Raw genomic sequence first — 19,275 nt, forward strand, 5'->3', positions numbered from 1 at the left:
GATGGCCGCCGAATGGAGAATACCCAGGAGCGGAAGGATTGGTTAGCCTACCCAAACACGTGATGCGCATCATACCGCTGGAGGTAGCCGCCCGAAGGCTGCCGGGTGTTGCTAACCTCCGGTGCAATTGAGACGAACCCCGTTGCGCCCAGGGAGTTTCCACTGCAGCGACGGGCGGTCGGGCGTCTCGTGAACAGTGAAACGCCTCCGTGGCGCAGGATGGTGAGGTACGTGCGTCTCGGTTCGACGGCCCGGCTGACCGGGTGGGTAGCCCTGGTGCCCCTGGTGTATTTCGCGGCGGAGTGGGTGGTCTCGGCGTCCTGGCGCGGACACTACGGCTATCGCGACGAATTGCTCGGTCCGCTCGGCATCGCCTTCTGCGGCCCGGTGGGCAACTGGCCGTGCAGCCAGATCTACCCGGTGATGAACATCGCCCTGGTGGCCACCGGTCTGGCGGTGGTGGTCGTCGCCGTGAGCCTGTTCGTCCAGCGGTCGACCGACCGGGGCGCTGCGCTGCTGCTGGCGCTCGCGGGCCTGGCGCTCAGCGTTGCCGGTGTGGTCACCCAACATGTCAGCTATGCGGTGAACCTGACGGCCACCGTGGTCTTCATGACGCTGGGATCGGTCAGCGCGTTGCTGATCGCGGCGAATCCCGCGACGAAGATATCGGGGGAGCGGCGCGCGATCGCCGTGCCGGCAGGGTTCACCGGCCTGATCGGATACTTCATCTACGCCAGTGGCCACGACGTTCTCGGACCCGGCGGGGCGCAGCGGGCGTCCATCTACGGCATCTTGATCGCCGTCATCGCGGTCGGCACCGCCGGTTTCGGGTCGGTGGCCCGCGACCATGGCCATGCCGCCGACACTCAAGGACTCGAGGTATCACGGTGAACGCCCGGCGGTTCGAGCCATGACGGCGACTCTCGAATCGATCGTGGGGGACGGCCCGGTCGGTACCGGCGAGCAGCAGGCCGCCAGGCGGATGCCGGTGCTGGGGGTGCGCCCGGCCGACCTCGCGGTGGTGGGAGCGGCAGCCGGAGCGATCGCACTTGCGGACCTGCCGGCCGTGCTGAGTGCGATGAGCCTGGCGGTGTTCATCGCCATCGGACCCGGGGCGGCGGTGCTCACCTGGGTTCGGATACCGCGCCGGGCGATGGTGTCCACGGTGCCGGTGCTCGGCGCCGCGATCACCACATTGGTTGCGATCGCGGCGATGTGGTCATACCGGTGGAGCCCGCCGGAGATCCTGTGGGTACAGGTGGTCGCGGTGTTCGGCAGCAGCGCCTACTGGTACTACCGTAACCGCAGTACACCGGGGGCAGTGCTGAACCGGGGACGTTCACGGCCGGTCAGCAGCCCGGCGCCGACCGGTGAATCCGCACTGCGCAGGCATCTTTCGCTGTTGCTCAGCGGATTGGCGGTGGTGCTGTGGCTGGTGGCGGTGCCCGGGTTGCCCGGGGTCGACGCGAGCTTCTACGGCTTGTTGTTCTCCGGCACCGGCCCGGTGCTGGCGGTGTGCATCGTGTTGTGCACCTGGGCGCTGCTGGTGGCGGTTCGAGACCGGCGGGTGATTCCCGCCGCCGTCGCGGTCGCCACCGCGATCGTCGTCGCCCGGGTGACCACGTTCGTGGCGACCGAGGTGCCGTTGTACGACTGGACCTACAAGCATCTCGCGGTCGTCGACTACATCCTGGTGCACGGCCGCATCGCACCGGACGGCACCGACATCTATGCGCAGTGGCCGGCATTCTTCGCGATGTTCGCCTGGTTCAGCGACGTGACCGGACTGGCGCCCATCACCATCGCGCACGTGTTCGCCCCGATCATGCACGCGCTCATCGCCGTGAGCGTCTACTGCGCCGCACGGGTAATCGGGCGCTCACGCCGGACCGCCGTGACCGCGGCCTTCCTCGCCGAGGTGTTCAACTGGGTTGGCCAGGACTACTTCTCGCCCCAAGCATGGTCGCTGATGCTGGTGTTCGGGATGATCGTGCTGCTGCTGGCCTCGCCGCGCAGCCCGGCGGCCGGGGTACTGGCGATCGTGGTGTTCGCCGCGACCGTACCCACCCATCAGCTGACACCGTTCTGGGCCGTGGCGGTGGCATGCCTGCTGTGTGTGGTCAAACGTGCACGGCCCTGGTGGATCTCGGTCGTCATGGTGACCATCGTCGGCAGCTACCTGCTGCTCAATCTGGAGGCGGTGCTGCCCTACGGCATGTTCTCGGGCAGCAGCGTGGTGAGCAACGCCACCAGCAACGTGGTCACTTCGGGTATGCCGGCAAAGGATTTCACCTCGGCGGTGGTACGGATGCTGTCGTTGACCGTGGTGGTCTGGGCCTTCTGCTGCGCGGTCTGGCTGTGGCGGAGAAAGCGGCCGGTGATCGGACTGGCCATCGTCGCGTTCTCCTCGTTCGGGCTGCTGCTGGGGCAGAGCTACGGGGGTGAGGCCATCTTCCGGGTCTACCTGTATGCCCTGCTCGGTTGTGCGCTGCTGATCGCCCCCTCGGTGGTCGGTGCGGTGGACCGGTCGAAGGTCGGGGCGCGCGCCGCGGCGACGCGCACCGTTGCCGTGCTGGGGTTGAGCGGACTCTCCCTGGCCGGTTTGCACGGCTATGTCGCGCTGTGGCCGATGGTGATCGAAACCCGCGCCCAGGTCGATCTGATGAACTCGATCACCGAGGACGCCGATCTGCGCACCCGTCTGGTGATGATGCGTCTCGGTGGGATGCCTACCCGGCTCAACGCCGACTATGCCGACGTGGTGTTGTTCAATCCGTACTTCGACGAGACGATCGCCTACGACCTGTGGGATGGCCGGGACCCGAAGCTGGCGGAGCTGAAGAGGAACTTCCCCGCCGACGACGACATCAAGGTGCTCAACGTCAACGCCACCCGGGAGGCCTATATGGCCTACCTGATGTTCAGTGAGCAGTCCAACAAGGCGGTGCGTTACTACGGCGACTACCGCCCCGAGGCGATCGGGATGCTGCAGGACGCGTTGCGGGACTCACCGAACTGGACCGTGTTCTACGAGGACGGCAACACGCTGGTGTTCCGGAGCATCAACCAGGAGAAGGCATCCGAAGGGAAGTCCGACGGTGACTGAGACCGCGCCGCTCACTGCGACCCGACTGTCGATCGTGGTGTGCTGCTACACCGCGGCACGCCGTGCGCAGGTCCTTCGGGCGGTGGATTCCGCCCAGCAGCAGACCGGTGCCGCCGACGAGATCATCGTCGTCGTCGATCACAACGACGCCCTGCTCGAGGACCTGTCGGAGGAACTGCCGTCCCTGATCACCGTGACTCCCAACACCGCCGAACGCGGGCTGTCCGGGGCCCGCAACACCGGGGTGGGCCGGGCGGTCAACGAGGTGGTCGTGTTCCTCGACGACGATGCCGCGCTCACCGCCGGAGCCCTGGACGCGGCGCGGAAGGCATTCGACGACGGTTCGGTGGTGGCCATCGGCGGTGCGGTCGAGCCGGACTGGCAGCTCGGCGCCGCACCGGACTGGTTCCCCGCAGAATTCGGCTGGGTCGTCGGATGCGACTACCGCGGGTTGCCGGGCGGCGGCGAGCAGATCCGCAATCCGATCGGCGCGGCGATGGCGGTGCGGCGCAACGCCCTCGACCGGATCAACGGGTTCTCCAGCCGCCTCGGACGGGTGGCCGACCTCCCGGCCGGCTGTGAGGAGACGCTGATGGGCGTCCAGTTGCGTGCCGCGTTCCCCGGTCGGCGCATCATCCGGCACACCGCATTCCGTGTCTGCCACCATGTTCCGTCCGACCGGGCCACCCTGCGGTACTTCACCCGGCGGTGTTACCAGGAGGGGCGGTCCAAGGCCTCACTCACGCGCATCGCGGGACGCCACGATGCGCTGTCCAGCGAACGGAGTTACACCACCCGCATCCTGCCGTCCGGGGTGTGGCAGGCCCGCCGGAATCCGCCCCGGGTTCTCGCGATCATCACCGGATTCCTCTGCACCACAACCGGTTACGTCACCGGACTGGTGCAGACCATTCGCCCGGGGCGAGACCGATGAACGCGTTGATCCGCCACCCCCGACTCCGGCCCGCGGCCGCGGCGGCCATCCTGGCCTGCCTCCTGGCCGGGTGGCTGTTCCCGGCCGCGATGGGGGTGGCCCTGCTGCCGGCCGGTCTGGGGGTCGCGGTGGTCGCCACGGCCGCGGCCGCACAGCGCATCCTCGCCGCCGCACCGGCGATCCTGCTCGCCGCGGCCGGGACGGCCCTGGCGTTGTCCGGTGTCGGCGCCGACCGACCGTGGGTTGCCGCACTGGTCACGGCATTCAGCGTGCTCGGCGGCGTCGGCGTGTTCCTGATCGGCACCGACGGCACGCTGGCGGCACCGTGGCGCCTGCTGTTCGCGACAGCCGGCGTGCTCGCGCTGGTCGGCTACTTCCGGGCGGTGGGCGGTGACGCCGCCCATATCGAGCCGCTGGTGATCTACCCGGTGCTGGCGGCGGTACTCGTGCTGGGGTGGGTGCGGCGCAGGGTAGCGGTATGACCGGCCCGCGCTCGATGTCGATGCGCATCGGCGCGCTGCTCGGCGCCGGCGTGATCCTGGGTGCCTGCGCCGTGGTCGGCACCGGTACCGCCACCGGTCAGCCACGGGTGCTGCTGCACATGGATTTCGATGGGCCCGCAGGATCTGCGCCGGACCCGATCTGGCGCGCCGAGCTCGGCGGTGGTGGTTGGGGCAACCACGAGGCCCAGGTGTACACGGACCGGCCGGACAATGTGAGTCTGGACGGGCACGGCCATCTGGCGATGACCGCCCGGCGGGCTGCCGACGGTCAGATCACCTCCGCGCGGCTCACCACCTGGGGAAACTTCGCGTTCACCTACGGCCGCGCGGAGGCGCGAATCGCGTTACCGGCCGGGACCGGACTGCACCCCGCCTTCTGGCTGCTCGGTACAGATATCTATGAGGTCGGGTGGCCGGCGGCGGGGGAGATCGACGTGATCGAAACCCTCAACCACGCCACCGAATGGCACTCGGCCGTTCACGCCCCGCAGGCCGGAACCGCACGCGGCCAACAGCTGTCGGCCTCCGGTCCGGTGCCATTCCCGCTGGCCGGGGAGTTCCGGACCTATTGGGTGGAGCGCACCCCGGGCCGCATCGTGACCGGGGTGGATGACCTCACGCTGCTCACCATCACACCGTTAAACCTGCAGGAGGGTGCCACCTGGGTCTTCGACCGACCCTTCAATCTGCTGTTCAGTCTGGCGGTCGGGGGCGCCTGGCCCGGGCCGGTGGACGCGTCGACACCGTTCCCGGCATCCATGCTCATCGACTACGTGAGGGTCACCGAACTATGAACGCCGAGCTCACCCTCGACCCCGTGATGGCGACCCACGGCGCGCCGGAAGGCGTGCACGCGCGCTGGATCGGATGCCTGGACGTCGACCGCGTCGGGAACCACGACGGGCAGGTGCGGGTCGCGGTCTCCGGCCCGGACGGATACCACCGGGCTCGGATCCTGCTGCGCAGCGGATCTGAGCCCATCGACTTCGTCGAAGCCGATATCGTCGACGGGACGGTCACCCTCACGCTGCCAGGCCCGGCACGCGGGGCCGATCGGGTGCTGATCCGGTCGTCGCCGCCGATCTCCATCGTGCTGTGCACGCGTGAGCGGCCCGAGGATCTGGCGGGTGCGCTGGCCTCGCTGCGCACGGTGGACTATCCCGATTTCGAGATCGTGGTGGTCGACAACGCGCCCAGCACCGATGCCACCGAACGTATCGTCGCTGCGGCCGGCGACCCGCGGGTGCGCCGCATCGTGGAACCCGTTGCCGGACTGTCCAATGCGCGCAACTGCGGCCTGCGTGCCGCCCGCCACGACATCGTCGCGTTCACCGACGACGATGTCGTGGTCGATCCGTACTGGCTACAGGCACTGGCCCGTGGATTCGAGCGCTCCGAGGACGTCGCCTGTGTCTGCGGGATGGTTCCCAGTGGGGAACTGCGCACCACCGCGCAGGTCTACTTCGATCAACGGGTCTCGTGGGCGGCCACCCTGACCCCGCGGACCTACTCGCTCGCCGAACCGCCACCGGACCTGCCTCTGTTCCCGTTCCAGGTCGGGATCTACGGCACCGGCGCGAATTTCGCGATGAGGCGCAGCGCGGCCACCGCCGTGGGAGGTTTCGACGAAGCCCTCGGCGCGGGAACCTCGACCAAGGGTGGCGAGGACATCGACATGTTCTTCCGGTTGGTCGCGGCCGGACACACCCTGGTCAACGAACCGGCGGCCATCGTCTGGCACCGGCACCGCAGCGACGGTGCGGCGCTGCTGATCCAGGCCCGCGGGTACGGATTGGGACTGGGCGCCTGGCTGACAAAGGTGTTCACCGACCGCGTGCATCGCCGGTTGGCTCTCCGGGTGGCCCGCAAGCAGTTCCGGTCCTCCCTGCGGGCCGGCGCCGATTACGGGGCGATCATGGTGCCGCCGGCCGATCTGGGGGAGAGCATCCCCAGATCGGTCGGCCGCACGGAGGTGTTGTCGGTGCTGGGCGGACCGTGGGCGCTGTGGCAGGGCCGCCGACAGGGACGCCGACCCGCGCCGATGCAGCGATCAGGACTGCGGGGGAGCCGGGAAGGCTGAGTTATCAGGGTCTTTCAGTTGCCGGTCGCCTACCGCGTCATGCGATTCATGTGCGTCGGGGGTGCTGCGGTCACTGATCAGCACCGAGGCCACCGCGCCGACCACGCACACCACCGCGGTGATCGCGAAGATCTCGCCGTACTGCATGGTGTAGGCGATCCTGGTGTTCTCCATCAACTGTCGTCCGGCGTCCATCATGTTGCCGGTCTCCACCACGGGCAGTGACTGCAGGATCTGGTTGAAGCGGTACAACCCCCATGCCGACAGCGCCGCCATACCGATCAGCATGCCGATCATGCGCGCGACCACCACTGCGGCCGAGGCGATTCCGTGTTCGGCAGCCGGCACGACGCGCAGCGCCGCAGAGGTCAGCGGACCGATGACCAGCCCCAGGCCGAATCCGGCCAGCGCCAGGTCGGTGTCGAAGGTCGGCAGCGTGAACAGCCCGAAATCGTGGCGGGCCGACAGCACGTTGACATCCCAGTGCGAAACCAGCCAATAGGCGAATCCGGCGATCAGCAGACCGACCACCGCGATCGGCCGGTCACCGAGGCGGGTGGCGAGCCAACCGCCGAGGAGTGCGCCGATCGGCAGGGCGACCAGGAAACGCAGCAGCAACCCGGCCGCACCGATCTGGTCCATGCCGAGCACGCCCTGGCCGAACAGTTCGACGTTGACCAGCGTGACCATCAAGGCGGCACCCGCGGCCAGCGAGGCGGCCAGAGCCGCGAGGAAGGGCCGGAACTGCACGCCCGCCGGTTCGAGCAGGCGGGTGGTGGCCTTCTTCTCCCAGACGAAGAATCCCACCATGGTCAGCGCCGCGACGATCAACAGCGGGATGCCGTAGCTGGGCAGCAGGTTCTTGCCATCCGGGGACGGGTTGTACAGCGCCACCACCGCCAGCCCCAGGGCGATGGCCAGCAGTACCCCGCCGACGACATCAACCTTTTGTTTGGGCTCGTCCTTGTCGCGGGCCGGGAGGCTGAAGTGGATCATGACCATCGCGGCGGCGGCCATCGGCACGTTGATCCAGAAGACGTCGCGCCAGGTGTTCAACGCCCACACCACCGCGATGCCGTACAGCGGGCCGAGGACACTGCCGAGTTCCTGCGCCGCGCCGATGCCGCCGAGCACGGCCGCCCGGTTGCGGGCGGCCCACAGATCGGCGGCCAGGGCGAGGGTGACCGGGAGCAGGGCGCCGCTGGCGATGCCCTGGATGACCCGTCCGATGACCAGCGTGGTGAGGTCGCCGGACAACGCGGTGACGACCGAGCCGACCGCGAATCCGACGAGGCTGGCCTGCAGCACCAGCTTGCGCCCGAACCGGTCCGAGGCCTTACCCAGCAGCGGCATGGCCGCGATGTAGCCCAGCAGGTAACTCGTCACGATGGGCGTGACCTGCTGAATCTGATTGATCGGGATACCGACATCGCGCATGATGTCGGTCATGATCGTCACCACGACATAGGTGTCGAGGGCGCCGAGCATGACCGCCAGGCTGCCGGCGCTGATGGCGATGCGGCGGTTGGAGGCCGCCGACCCGGCGGCCCGGTGGCTGTTCGCCGCCGGCATCAGCTGCCGGGCTTCGCGACGGTGACGGCCTTACCCCAGTCGGTGAGGGTCATCGTGATGGTGTTCCCGGGCGAGGGCTCCAGCATGACCTGGGCCAGCTGGTGATCGCCGTCCTCACGGATCCATGCGGTGCCCGGCGAGGGAGCGGTCGCCTTCAGCTGTGGGGCGATCTTGTTGACCGCCTCGGCCGGGACGGTGCCGGTGATCTTGACCGCGTCGGATCCGCTGACAGCTTCGCGGCCGACAGACGTGGCGTCGGTGAAGCTGGACAGGACGTTGGCCAGGCCGGTTTCCGGGTTCAGGATCGCCGAGATGTCGTAGATGTCGGCGGCGGGGCCGAAGTTCTGCATATTGCCGCCCTTGGTGATGGCGCCGTACAGATCGCCGTCGACCACGACGAATCCGACGTCGGTCAGCTTCTGCCCGAGGAAGATCAGGTCCGCGGTGCCCTGGGCGGCGACCGCCGGGGCGTTGGTCAGATCGCCGCTCAACGTGGCGATGGGCAATTCCTTGATCTCACCGTTGACCGTCAGCTGCAGGTGCACGCTCTGCTCGCTGCGGGTGGTGGCGGCGGAATCGGTGAGCAACGTGGCCGCGTCGGGCAGTGGCGCGTCGTTGGTCTTCGACCCGCAGCCGACCAGGGCTGCGGAGCCGAACAGGATGGCCATCAACATGGCGGCGAAGGTGGGGAGGGACCGGACTGCACGGGGGCGCGTCTGCATGCTGTGCATCGTAGTGGGTCGTCCCGAGTGGACCCGGGCTACGTGTCCTGCCCGCCGGATCAATCCCCGGGTCGCTGCGCTCCTGCCCGCCGGAACTAGCCTTGTGCACATGTTCACCGGAATCGTGGAGGAGCTCGGCGAAGTCGTCGGCAAAGAGGATCTCGCGGATGCCGCGCGTTTCGAGATTCGGGGGCCCGTGGTCACCTCCGACGCCGGCCACGGCGACTCCATCGCCGTCAACGGCGTGTGTCTGACGGTGGTCGAGGTGCTGCCCGGCGGCGCATTTACCGCCGATGTGATGGCCGAGACCCTCAACCGGTCCAGCTTGCGCGCGGTCGGCGTCGGCAGCCAGGTGAACCTGGAGCGCGCGGCCGCGGTCAACAGCCGGCTCGGCGGCCACATCGTGCAGGGCCACGTCGACGGCACCGGTGAGGTCATTGCCCGCACTCCCTCCGAGAACTGGGAGGTCGTGCGGATCTCGCTGCCCGGCGAGCTGTCCCGCTATGTCGTCGAGAAGGGATCGATCACCGTCGACGGCATCTCCTTGACGGTTTCCGGGCTCGGCGACGACTGGTTCGAGGTGTCGTTGATCCCCACCACGCTGTCACTCACCACGCTCGGTGCCGCGGCCGTCGGCACCCCGGTGAATCTCGAAGTGGACGTGATCGCGAAATATGTCGAGCGCCTGATGGCTCAGCGCGACCGCTGATTCTTTGCTCCGCACACCGATAGCAACACGCCCGCACCTCCGCCGCGGCACCCGACACGCCGCAAGAACTGTGTCCGTCCGGGGCCGGTGAGCTCCCGGCCGACGGTCCGCCCGGCCGCGGATCTGACCGATTCCGCCAACTGCTTGCCTCGGCGAAGCGCTTATTGGTACTCCGGTGCCGATTTCCATGCGTTGTTCTGATGACGGAATAACCACCCGATTTTCCCACCCGCCCCGCGAGTACATTTCGCGGATCTATTCTCCCTGTTGGGAATGGCTTTCAATGGCCGTGATTCCATGCGTGTCGAATGGGTCGCACAGATGCGTCGGCGGTCTTCGTCCCTTTCCGGGGACGGGACCTCGCGGGCGGCTCTTTTGCTGGCCGCAAATGTATCCGTGTCACATACGCGCGCTGGCTGCGCAGGTGTCCGGAGACCGGCGGATCGCTGTCGGCTGAACGGCGGACAGGCGGGGGAATCCCGCTCATGAATTTCTCAGAATGTGCTTTTCAGTTATTGACGAGCGTGTTAACTTACGGCGCAGTTAATAACATTTGTGGCCTGGGTCTCGGGCCGCTGATGCCAGGCGGAGTGGTCTGAGCCTTGAGGAGTGACATGGCGGCACATCGGAAGAAGTCGGCGAAGAAGCGGGTGCGCCCCAGCGAGCTCGCCGTCGCCGCATTCCTCGGACTGACCATCACGGCCGCGCCGGCCGTTGCGGCAGCCGAGGGTTCCGATTCCTCGTCCTCCGGAGGCAACTCGTCGGACTCCGGTTCGTCGGACAACAACTCGAATGACTCCAGCGGTGGCTCCGGCGGCGGCTCCGGTGTGAACGCAGGCCCGCGCGCCGGCGGCACGTCGGGCACGGGCACGTCGTCGGTGGCCGACGATGACGACAATGACGACGACGATGACAGCGGCCTGGGCGGCAGCGGCCTGGGCGGCAACAACCTCGGCGGCAGCGACCTCGACGACGAGGATGTCGACGACGAGGACGACGCGGACCTCGATGATGAGAGCGCCCTCGGCGATGACGACGGAGTGGGCGCCGGCGGTGGCCTGACCGGCGAGGAACCCGGCACCGACCTGCCAGACGATTCCACCGGCCTCGGCGACGACGCCGGGGAGGGCGCCGGGGAAACCGGCGCCGGGACCGTCGAACCCCCGGCGCTGCCCGAGGCCGTCGATCCCGACGCCACCGCGCCGGAAGCGGGCGGAACCGTCGAGCCGCCGGCCGATCAGGACTCCATCGAGGTTTCCGACCCGGACAGTTCGGACCCGTCCCTGTTCGTCGCCGGTAACGACCCCACGCCCACCCCGACGGCGCTGGCCTCTGCGCTGATCGACGTCGAGGACATCGTGTCGCCGCCCCCGGCCATCCCGGAATTCGATCCCTTCATGGGCGCGGTCAAGGCCATCGCGAGCTGGCTCGATGCGGTGTTGCCGGCCTACGACCCGAACCCGCTCCTCAACCCCACCCAGGTGGCGGCCGGCTTCGTCCTGACCCTGCAGGCGGTGATGCAGGGGACGTACTGGAACGGCCAGCCGACGCTGTTCACCTTCGGCGCGTACATCCTGCTGTCCGCGGCCTACCAGCGTTACGAGCGGCTGGCCACCAACCAGCTGCCGGGCGCACCCACGCTCGCGGCCGGCCCGCTGCCGCTGACCTGGAAGCTGACGAGCACCGACCCCGACGGTGACCCGCTGATCTACACGGTCAGCGACCAGCCCACCAACGGCCTGATCACCATGCTGCCGGACGGCTCGTTCTCCTTCGTGCCGTTCTCCCTGGACGACCTGAACAACGGCACCGACGTCGAATTCACCGTGCGTGTCAACGACTCACTGGGCTTCCTCGAACACCCCCTCACCCCGGAAGGCAACGATGCCTACTTCACGGTGAGCTTCCGCTACCCGGGGCTGGGGATCAACAACCTGCCGGTCTTCGAGACCGACGGGAAGGCGCAGGTTGTCGGCACCGACGGGTCGACGGGCAAGGTCACCATCACCGCGCAGGCCACCGATGAGGACGGCGATGCGCTGACCTACACCGCCACGGCACTGTTCGGCACCGTGGTGCGCAACGAGGACGGGACCTTCACCTACACGCCGACCGACACCGCGCGGCACCTGGCGGCGACGCTGCTCGGCGCGAAGACCGACATCGTGAGCATCTGGGCCAACGATGGCCGCGGCGGCATCACCCTGCTGCCGACGACGGTCGCCGTCGACATCGTCAGCTCCAACGGGGCCCCGACCGTCACGGTCAACCCCGACACGTTCACCGACCCGATTCTCGGCACCATCACCGGATCGCTGGACATCGACGACCCGGACGGCGACCTCCCCATCGTCACGCCGATCGGGGTCAGCACCCGGGGTGGTCTGGTGACCGTCCTCGGCAACATCTACACCTACACGCCGACGCTCTCGATCCGCGCCCAGGGCGGCACCGACACCTTCACGCTGACGGTGGACGACCTGCACGGCGGCACCACCGAGGTCACCATCACCGTCACCGTCGCCCAGATCAACGTGGCGCCGGCCTTCGAATCGGCCCCGACCATCACCCACACCGACCACACGACCGGTGTGCTGACCGGCACGTTCAAGGTCCGTGACGACAACGGTGACACCCTGACGTTCACCAGCGCGGCACTGCTGGGCACCATCGCGGTGAACCCGACACCCGCCGCGGACGGGGTGACCTACACGTTCACCTACACGCCCTACGACCCGCACGCCGCGTCGCTGCCGCTCGCGATCACCACCGATCTGGTCACCATCACCGCCTGGGACGGCGGGCTGCTCTCCGCTGACAGTGCGACGTTCCTCGTCCAACTGTCGACCCAGGTCAACCAGGCCCCGACGGCGACCTACCAGAACACCGGCAGCAGCTCCGTCCTCGGTCAGGTGTACGGCAAGGTCGTCGTCGACGACGATGACTTCCTGCACGGTTTCACGCCGCTCATCATCAATACGAGCAAGGGTTCGGTACTGGTCAACGGGTTGACCGGTGACTACACCTACACCGCATCGGTCGAGGCGCGCAACGCCGCGAGCGCGAGCAGCGCGACGGCCGCCGACAAGATCGACACGTTCACCATCACGGTCACGGATCCGGCGGGCAAGAGCGTGGATGTGCTTGTCACGGTGAACATCCCGCAGTGGAACCTGGCGCCGGCCGGCGGCGTCCCCAGCAATGTGGTTCCCGACACCAATGGTGTGGTGCGCGGCAGGATCACCGGAGTCATCAACCTCGACAACGATCCGCTGACGTACTACATCGCCGGTTCCAACGGTGCCGGCGCGGTGTACACCGAGGGCGGCGGCATCGCGCACGTCGACGCCGAAGGCAACTACGTCTACATCCCGCGGACCGGCGGCGCGCTGGGCTACTACGACTCGTTCAGCGTCACCGTGGACGACGGCCGTGGCGGCCTCACCACCGTGCTCGTCGTCCCGAACGGCATCGTGCCGGCCACACCGCTGAACGATGTCGCCGTGTCGAAGACCAACGGGGCGCCCGGGGTGGTGACCGGTGCGGTCAGCCTCGCAAATGCGGCCAACACCGGATTGTTCAGCTCGTTCAGCGCCACCGGCGCGGGCTTCGGCACCGTCACGTTCAACGGCACGAACTACACCTACACCCGGACCGCGACCGGCCACGCGGGCGGAACCAGCGACACCTTCGACATCATCGGCACGGCCTTCGGTCTGACCATGAAGATCGCCACGGTCACCGTGACCCCGGTCATCCCGAACACCCCGCCGGCCGCGGGCACCACCACCATCACCGAGTCCTCGCTGACGAACGTGATCGGAACGTACTACCAGAACACCAAGGGCAAGGTCACCGCATACGACGCCGACGGTGACGCGATCGACTACCCGGGTGGATCGATCATCCCGGCGACGTATACGACCGCCAACGGCGGACTTGTGCAGTTCTACTCGGACGGCAGATTCGAGTACTCGATCGGACCCAAGCTGTCGGGTTATTTCCACGGTGCGGCCGCCACCGGGGCCACCGGCAACGCGGTCGCCGACACCTTCAGCATCACGGTCACCGATTCCTTCGGCGCCAGCTCCACGATCGTGGTGTCCATCCCGATCGAGAAGCTGAACGACGCACCGTCCTCCAACGTGTCGGTGGGCGGCAAGACCACCGACGGCCTGGGCGTGGTGCGCGGCACCCTCAACGGCTCCGATGGTGACGGAGACTCGCTGACCTACAGCCTGATCGGCGCGACGAACGGCGCCGCGGCCACCGCCAACGGCGGCATCGTCCGGTTCAGCGGCAACTCGTTCACCTACATCCCGACCGCAGGTAAGACCACGGACTCGTTCCAGGTGCAGGTCAACGACGGCCACGGCGGCGTCACCACGGCGACGATCAGCCTGACCGGGCTCAGCACCCCGTCGCCGGTCACCAACGTCAACACCTCGACCGCCAATGTGGTCACCGGACAGCTGAATACGGCCGGCAACACCGGGCTGACCTACACCGTGGGCGGCCAGGGCACCAAGGGTACGGTCACGGTGACCTCCACCGGCGCCTTCACCTACACCCGCAACGGGGCGCTGGGACACACCCAGACGCCGGGCGATACCTTCACCATCAGGGCCACCGACGCCAACGGCAACTCGGTGATCATCGCGACGGTGAACGTGACCCCGGTGGTGGCCAACGCCGCACCGGTGGCCGGTTCCACGGTCTTCAATCCGTCCACGATCCAGGACAACCGAGTCCTGGGTATCGGTACGCTGAAGCAGACCACCACCGGCACCCTCAAGGCCACCGACGCCGATGGCGACACGGTGACCTTCACGGCCGGGTCGTTCTCCACGGGCAACGGTGGCACCGTGGTGATCAACGCCAACGGCACCTTCACCTACACCATCGACAAGGGTTACTCCTACTTCCACGAGGCGGCACGCATCGGCGCCTCCGGCAGTGAGATCGCGGATACCTTCTCGACCACCGCGGTGGACGGGTTCGGTGGCTCCACAACGTATTCGGTGTCGGTGGCCATCTACGCCATGAACAGGGCCCCGACCATCTCCGGTGGCAACCGGTTGGCCGGCACCGTGAGCGGGGCCAACGTCGACGAGGATGACGGCGACAGCCTGAGCTTCAGTCACAACGGGTCGAGCTTCACCTTCGGCGGCCGGGGCCTGTACACCAGCACGCTGTGGAGCGGCAGCCGTCTCACCGTCACGGAGAACTACTACGTGACCAACAACGGCGTGGTCACCGGTGTGCAGGCCAGCGCGACCAAGACCTGGTAGGCCCGAAACCCGAGACTCCTACCCACCCATGGAGATTCGCATATGACGATCGACGACCTGCCGCGCACCTACGACGTGACCGGGATCATCCACGGGCCGGTCAGTGGTGTCGACATCACCGCTGTACCCGGATTCGGCACGGAAACCGCGATATTGGAAGCGGGCATCCCGGTCCCGGTCGCACCGCCCTTGGAACCGTATGTCTCCCTGGGTGATCCGGACCCGCATACCGGCATGGTTCGTGGCTCGGTGCGGATCGTGGGGGAGCAGGGCCGGGCGGTGCGTTTCGAGCCGGAACTGGCCACCACCGCCAGGGGCGGGCTCGTCGCGGTCGATCCCGGGACCGGGCGGTTCACCTACACCCCGTCGGTGCCGGCCCGGCAGATCGCCCGCACCAGTACCGATTTCCGGGACAAGGTCGACACCTTCACCGTCGAGGTCGTCGATGCCCACGACACCCGGTCCCAGGCGCACGTCGTCGTCCACATCCTGGCCGCCGACGTGCTGCTGTCCGGCGCGGCGCTGGTCGGCCGGCCCTCACCCAACGGTGTGCTGACCGGACGGATCGACGCAGCGGCCTGGGACGGCGCGCGGCTCACGTTCAGCCTGGCCAACCCCGCGAATCCGGCGGATTCGACCACGGAGTCGGCAGTGTCGGAGAACGGCGGGCTGGTCCAGCTCGACCCGGACACCGGGGAATTCCTCTTCGTCCCGCCGGTCGGCGACGGCACGGCGGCTCCGGACATCGACCGGTTCGTCGTCACGGCGATCGATCCGCGCGGCGCGACCGCCGACATCACCGTCGTTGCGAAGGCCCGCCTCACGATCGAAGCGCAGACCCGCCACACGGCACCCGGTGTGGCGCGCGGCCGGTTGGTCCTCGACGACGACACTCCGCTGACCTTCAGCCTGGGCGCCGCCCCGAGCAAGGGCATCGCGCGGGTCGACCAATTCGGTGGCTACCTCTACACCCGTGCGCCGGGAGCGCGCGGCAGCGCCGAGGACCGCTTCAGCATCCTGGGGACCGACGGCTACGGCCGGTCGATCACGGTGGCCACCATCGCCGTGTGCCCCCCGTTGGACGGCGCCTGGAGCGACGATTCGGCGCATCGCACGGTCGGCGCCAGCGGCCGCGGTCAGGGGCTGTCGACCGGGGACTGGACCACCACCGTCGCCGGTCTGAGCCCCGACGCCACGTATTCGGTGCACCAGCCCGAGCCGCACGGTTTCGTGATGATGGCGCGCACGGCGCCGGGCAAGTGGGCGGTGCACTACGAGTCGATGACGCCGAAGGCCGATGGCCGCCATCCCGGCGAGAGGTTCACCGTGCGGTATCAGGACGGCCAGGTTGCCCCCGACGGCACTCCGGCCGTGACGGAAGTGACCTACGTGTTCTGACCAGCACACCAAGGTTCCCATTGCCCGTCGGTCCGGTATTGGACCGGCGGGCAATAACTGTTGATGGGCCGTGGTTCATACTGGTGAAGCCGGTCGGTGCCCGTTGATGCGCCGACCGGGACGCTCACGATCTGATGAAGGTGGCAAAAGATGACAAGGCTGGATTCCGTCGAACGGGCGGTGGCCGACATCGCGGCGGGCAAGGCCGTCGTGGTCATCGACGACGAAGACCGCGAGAACGAGGGAGATCTGATCTTCGCGGCCGAGAAGGCCACCCCCGAGCTGGTCGCGTTCATGGTCCGCTACACCTCGGGCTACCTGTGTGTACCGCTGGACGGATCGGTCTGTGATCGACTCGGCCTGCTGCCGATGTACGCGGTGAACCAGGACAAGCACGGTACGGCCTACACGGTGACCGTCGACGCCAAGAAGGGCGTCGGGACCGGGATCTCCGCCTCCGACCGCGCCACCACCATGCGCGCGCTGGCCGACCCGGCCGCCGTCGCCGACGACTTCACCAAGCCGGGCCATGTGGTGCCGCTGCGGGCCAAGGACGGCGGAGTGCTGCGCCGCCCGGGGCACACCGAGGCCGCCGTCGACCTGGCTCGGCTCGCCGGCCTGCAGCCGGCCGGGGCGATCTGCGAGATCGTCAGCCAGAAGGACGAGGGCGCGATGGCCCAGACCGATGAGCTGCGGGTCTTCGCCGACGATCACGGTCTCGCGCTCATCTCGATCGCCGATCTCATCGAGTGGCGGCGCAAACACGAGAAGCACATCGAGCGCATCGCCGAGGCCCGCATCCCGACCCGGCACGGTGAGTTCCGGGCCGTCGGCTACACGTCGATCTACGAGGACGTCGAGCACGTCGCGCTGGTCCGGGGCGATATCACCGGCCCGGAGTTCGACGGCCACGATGTGCTGGTCCGGGTGCACTCCGAATGCCTGACCGGTGACGTGTTCGGATCGCGGCGCTGCGACTGCGGCCCGCAGTTGGACGCCGCCATGGCGATGGTGGCCCAGGAGGGCCGCGGCATCGTGCTGTACATGCGTGGCCACGAGGGCCGGGGGATCGGCCTGCTGCACAAGCTGCAGGCCTACCAGTTGCAGGACGCCGGCGCGGACACCGTGGATGCCAACCTGGAGCTCGGCCTGCCCGCCGATTCCCGTGACTACGGCATCGGCGCGCAGATCCTGGTCGACCTGGGTGTGCGGTCGATGCGGCTGCTCACCAACAACCCGGCCAAGCGGGTCGGGCTGGACGGCTACGGCCTGCACATCACCGAGCGGGTGCCGCTGCCCGTCCGCGCCAACGCCGAGAACATCCGCTACCTGATGACCAAGCGGGATCGGATGGGCCACGACCTGGTCGGTCTCGAGGACTACGACGAGGCCACCCCCGGCGAGTTCGGCGGTGCCCGATGAGCGGCCACAGCGGCGCGATTCCCGACCTGCCCGACATCGACGCGTCCTCGGTGTCGCTGGGCATCGTGGTCAGCACCTGGCACCCGAAGATCTGCGACGCGCTGCTGGACGGCGCGCTGCGTGCGGCCAAACAGCTGGGCGTCACCGATCCGGTCGTGGTCCGCGTGCACGGGGCGATCGAGATCCCGGTCGTCGCGCAGGCACTGGCCGCCAAGTACGACGCGGTGGTGGCGCTCGGCGTGGTGATCCGCGGCGAGACACCCCATTTCGATTACGTGTGCGACGCGGTCACGCAGGGCCTGACCCGGGTCTCGCTGGATCACGGCACCCCGGTGGCCAACGGTGTGCTGACCACCAACACCGAGCAGCAGGCCCTGGCCCGGGCCGGTCTGCCCAACTCCAGCGAGGACAAGGGCGCCCAGGCCGCCGCGGCGGCGCTGTCCACGGCGTTGGTCCTGCGCGACCTGGCATCATGAGCGGGGCCGCCGGTGGGCAGGAGCGCAGCGACTCGGGGGATGAACACCGTGGGCAGGAGCGCAGCGACTCGGGGGATGAACACCGTGGGCAGGAGCGCAGCGACTCGGGGGATGCGACCTGGGAGCTGGAGGTCAAGCCGCACCTCACCCCGTACTTCGTCTACGGCGCCGCGTTCCTGATCGCGGCCGCGCACATCGGCGTGGGGTTCCTGCTGAAGGTGGGATCCAGCGGGGTGGTGTTCCGTACCGCGGACCAGGTCGGCATCGCGCTGGTCGGCGTCACGATCGCCAGTGTCACCCTGCTGCTCGCGCGGCCGCGGCTGCGGGCCGGAGCTGCCGGTATCTCGGTGCGAAACGCATTGGTGTACAAGCTCATTCCCTGGTCCGATGTGGTGGATGTATCGTTCCCGCGCAGCGCTCGGTGGGCCCGGATCGACCTGGCCGATGACGAGTACACCGCGGTGATGGCGATCCAGGCGGTCGACAAGGACCGCGCTGTGCAGGCGATGGACCGGCTGCGGGAGCTGATGGAGCGCTACCGGCCCGATATCAACTCACCGTCAGCGTCATCATGACCTCGTCGGCCGCGCCGGTCGCCGGAGCCGTCAGGGTGAATCCCAGGCTTTCGTAGACCGCCCGTGCGGTCGCGTTCTCCACATGGACCCGCAACGTCACCCGGGTGACCCGCTGCGCACGCGCCCAGTTCACGGCCTCGGCCACCAGCGTGCGGCCCAGGCCGTGCCCGCGTGCGGCGGGGTCCAGCCACAGCGAGTAGAGGTACACCGACTCCGTGCTCTGGCGCTGCGCACCGATCAGCCCGACCGGCCGGTTGTCGACGACGGCGGCGAACTGGGCGTGCGCGCGCAGCCTGCGCCGCCACTGCGCCGCGGTGAACGTCGATTCGAGGCGGTACTGCGGATCTTCGGCGCCCAGCGAGTCGGTCAGCGCGCGCAGCCGCACACCCGCGAACGCCCGCCAGTCGGTTTCGGTCAGCCGGGCGATCCGGGCCTGCGCCATCCCCATCGCATCAGTATCGCCGCTGTTGGCTGCGGTAGGATCGGC

15 protein-coding genes are annotated in these 19,275 nt (G+C 68.3%); 12 read left to right on the forward strand and 3 right to left on the reverse strand.

Annotation, left to right across the window (positions count from 1 at the left end; genetic code table 11):
- Positions 1 to 231 precede the first annotated feature (231 nt).
- Genes K0O62_RS13380 through K0O62_RS13405 form a run of 6 tightly spaced genes read left to right on the forward strand, consistent with a single transcriptional unit; the run spans position 232 to position 6,623 of the window.
- Positions 232 to 891, forward strand: coding sequence for a hypothetical protein (locus K0O62_RS13380; RefSeq protein ID WP_205870594.1), 660 nt, complete (start codon positions 232 to 234; stop codon positions 889 to 891).
- Positions 892 to 910: 19 nt separating this feature from the next.
- Complete coding sequence (locus K0O62_RS13385) at positions 911 to 3,106, forward strand: hypothetical protein (RefSeq protein WP_234799984.1); 2,196 nt, start codon at positions 911 to 913, stop codon at positions 3,104 to 3,106.
- Positions 3,099 to 4,040, forward strand: coding sequence for a glycosyltransferase family 2 protein (locus K0O62_RS13390; protein ID WP_073854661.1), 942 nt, complete (start codon positions 3,099 to 3,101; stop codon positions 4,038 to 4,040). The genes K0O62_RS13385 and K0O62_RS13390 overlap by 8 nt, the downstream gene beginning before the upstream one ends.
- Positions 4,037 to 4,522 (forward strand): hypothetical protein, encoded by a 486-nt coding sequence (locus K0O62_RS13395; protein ID WP_073854663.1) that lies wholly within the window; start codon positions 4,037 to 4,039, stop codon positions 4,520 to 4,522. The genes K0O62_RS13390 and K0O62_RS13395 overlap by 4 nt, the downstream gene beginning before the upstream one ends.
- Positions 4,519 to 5,337, forward strand: a complete 819-nt coding sequence (locus tag K0O62_RS13400) for a glycoside hydrolase family 16 protein (RefSeq protein WP_097933500.1) — start codon at positions 4,519 to 4,521, stop codon at positions 5,335 to 5,337. Before K0O62_RS13395 ends, K0O62_RS13400 begins: the two co-directional genes overlap by 4 nt.
- Entirely contained in the window at positions 5,334 to 6,623 is a 1,290-nt protein-coding gene (locus K0O62_RS13405; protein WP_234799985.1) for a glycosyltransferase family 2 protein, read from the forward strand. The genes K0O62_RS13400 and K0O62_RS13405 overlap by 4 nt, the downstream gene beginning before the upstream one ends.
- Here K0O62_RS13405 and K0O62_RS13410 read toward each other — a convergent pair.
- Both K0O62_RS13410 and K0O62_RS13415 read right to left on the reverse strand, forming a co-directional pair.
- Complete coding sequence (locus K0O62_RS13410) at positions 6,594 to 8,195, reverse strand: MFS transporter (protein ID WP_079244071.1); 1,602 nt, start codon at positions 8,193 to 8,195, stop codon at positions 6,594 to 6,596. The two genes, K0O62_RS13405 and K0O62_RS13410, sit on opposite strands and share 30 nt — an antisense overlap.
- Positions 8,195 to 8,917: an LppX_LprAFG lipoprotein gene (locus K0O62_RS13415; protein WP_073854665.1), complete on the reverse strand. Its 723-nt coding sequence runs from the start codon at positions 8,915 to 8,917 to the stop codon at positions 8,195 to 8,197. Before K0O62_RS13415 ends, K0O62_RS13410 begins: the two co-directional genes overlap by 1 nt.
- A 109-nt stretch (positions 8,918 to 9,026) precedes the next feature.
- Between K0O62_RS13415 and K0O62_RS13420 the strand changes: the two genes are divergently transcribed.
- From K0O62_RS13420 to K0O62_RS13445, 6 genes are all read left to right on the forward strand, one after another.
- Positions 9,027 to 9,626 (forward strand): riboflavin synthase, encoded by a 600-nt coding sequence (locus K0O62_RS13420; RefSeq protein WP_073854667.1) that lies wholly within the window; start codon positions 9,027 to 9,029, stop codon positions 9,624 to 9,626.
- A 614-nt stretch (positions 9,627 to 10,240) separates the two neighbouring features.
- Positions 10,241 to 14,917: a cadherin-like domain-containing protein gene (locus K0O62_RS13425; RefSeq protein WP_073854669.1), complete on the forward strand. Its 4,677-nt coding sequence runs from the start codon at positions 10,241 to 10,243 to the stop codon at positions 14,915 to 14,917.
- 42 nt (positions 14,918 to 14,959) lie between these two features.
- Positions 14,960 to 16,315: a hypothetical protein gene (locus tag K0O62_RS13430; protein ID WP_073854671.1), complete on the forward strand. Its 1,356-nt coding sequence runs from the start codon at positions 14,960 to 14,962 to the stop codon at positions 16,313 to 16,315.
- Positions 16,316 to 16,465: 150 nt separating this feature from the next.
- Complete coding sequence (locus K0O62_RS13435) at positions 16,466 to 17,737, forward strand: bifunctional 3,4-dihydroxy-2-butanone-4-phosphate synthase/GTP cyclohydrolase II (RefSeq protein ID WP_073854673.1); 1,272 nt, start codon at positions 16,466 to 16,468, stop codon at positions 17,735 to 17,737.
- Positions 17,734 to 18,213 carry a 6,7-dimethyl-8-ribityllumazine synthase gene (ribH, locus tag K0O62_RS13440; protein ID WP_073854675.1) on the forward strand — a complete coding sequence of 160 codons (480 nt, stop codon included), beginning with the start codon at positions 17,734 to 17,736 and terminating at the stop codon, positions 18,211 to 18,213. Before K0O62_RS13435 ends, ribH begins: the two co-directional genes overlap by 4 nt.
- Positions 18,210 to 18,788 carry a PH domain-containing protein gene (locus K0O62_RS13445; protein WP_079244634.1) on the forward strand — a complete coding sequence of 193 codons (579 nt, stop codon included), beginning with the start codon at positions 18,210 to 18,212 and terminating at the stop codon, positions 18,786 to 18,788. The genes ribH and K0O62_RS13445 overlap by 4 nt, the downstream gene beginning before the upstream one ends.
- Here the strand turns inward: K0O62_RS13445 and K0O62_RS13450 are convergent.
- Positions 18,763 to 19,236, reverse strand: coding sequence for a GNAT family N-acetyltransferase (locus tag K0O62_RS13450; protein ID WP_097933508.1), 474 nt, complete (start codon positions 19,234 to 19,236; stop codon positions 18,763 to 18,765). The genes K0O62_RS13445 and K0O62_RS13450 overlap by 26 nt on opposite strands.
- Positions 19,237 to 19,275 lie beyond the last annotated feature (39 nt).

The organism is Mycolicibacterium diernhoferi (assembly GCF_019456655.1).
Lineage (GTDB): Bacteria > Actinomycetota > Actinomycetes > Mycobacteriales > Mycobacteriaceae > Mycobacterium > Mycobacterium diernhoferi.

What these genes read in the sequence shown, in the direction of transcription:
- K0O62_RS13430 (WP_073854671.1), top strand. Translation starts at nt 14,960, where the DNA reads ATGACGATCGACGACCTGCCGCGCACCTACGACGTGACCGGGATCATC.
- ribH (WP_073854675.1), top strand. Translation starts at nt 17,734, where the DNA reads ATGAGCGGCCACAGCGGCGCGATTCCCGACCTGCCCGACATCGACGCG.
- K0O62_RS13450 (WP_097933508.1), bottom strand. Translation starts at nt 19,236, where the DNA reads ATGGGGATGGCGCAGGCCCGGATCGCCCGGCTGACCGAAACCGACTGG.
- K0O62_RS13385 (WP_234799984.1), top strand. Translation starts at nt 911, where the DNA reads ATGACGGCGACTCTCGAATCGATCGTGGGGGACGGCCCGGTCGGTACC.
- K0O62_RS13400 (WP_097933500.1), top strand. Translation starts at nt 4,519, where the DNA reads ATGACCGGCCCGCGCTCGATGTCGATGCGCATCGGCGCGCTGCTCGGC.
- K0O62_RS13435 (WP_073854673.1), top strand. Translation starts at nt 16,466, where the DNA reads ATGACAAGGCTGGATTCCGTCGAACGGGCGGTGGCCGACATCGCGGCG.
- K0O62_RS13405 (WP_234799985.1), top strand. Translation starts at nt 5,334, where the DNA reads ATGAACGCCGAGCTCACCCTCGACCCCGTGATGGCGACCCACGGCGCG.
- K0O62_RS13445 (WP_079244634.1), top strand. Translation starts at nt 18,210, where the DNA reads ATGAGCGGGGCCGCCGGTGGGCAGGAGCGCAGCGACTCGGGGGATGAA.
- K0O62_RS13395 (WP_073854663.1), top strand. Translation starts at nt 4,037, where the DNA reads ATGAACGCGTTGATCCGCCACCCCCGACTCCGGCCCGCGGCCGCGGCG.
- K0O62_RS13415 (WP_073854665.1), bottom strand. Translation starts at nt 8,917, where the DNA reads ATGCAGACGCGCCCCCGTGCAGTCCGGTCCCTCCCCACCTTCGCCGCC.
- K0O62_RS13410 (WP_079244071.1), bottom strand. Translation starts at nt 8,195, where the DNA reads ATGCCGGCGGCGAACAGCCACCGGGCCGCCGGGTCGGCGGCCTCCAAC.
- K0O62_RS13425 (WP_073854669.1), top strand. Translation starts at nt 10,241, where the DNA reads ATGGCGGCACATCGGAAGAAGTCGGCGAAGAAGCGGGTGCGCCCCAGC.
- K0O62_RS13420 (WP_073854667.1), top strand. Translation starts at nt 9,027, where the DNA reads ATGTTCACCGGAATCGTGGAGGAGCTCGGCGAAGTCGTCGGCAAAGAG.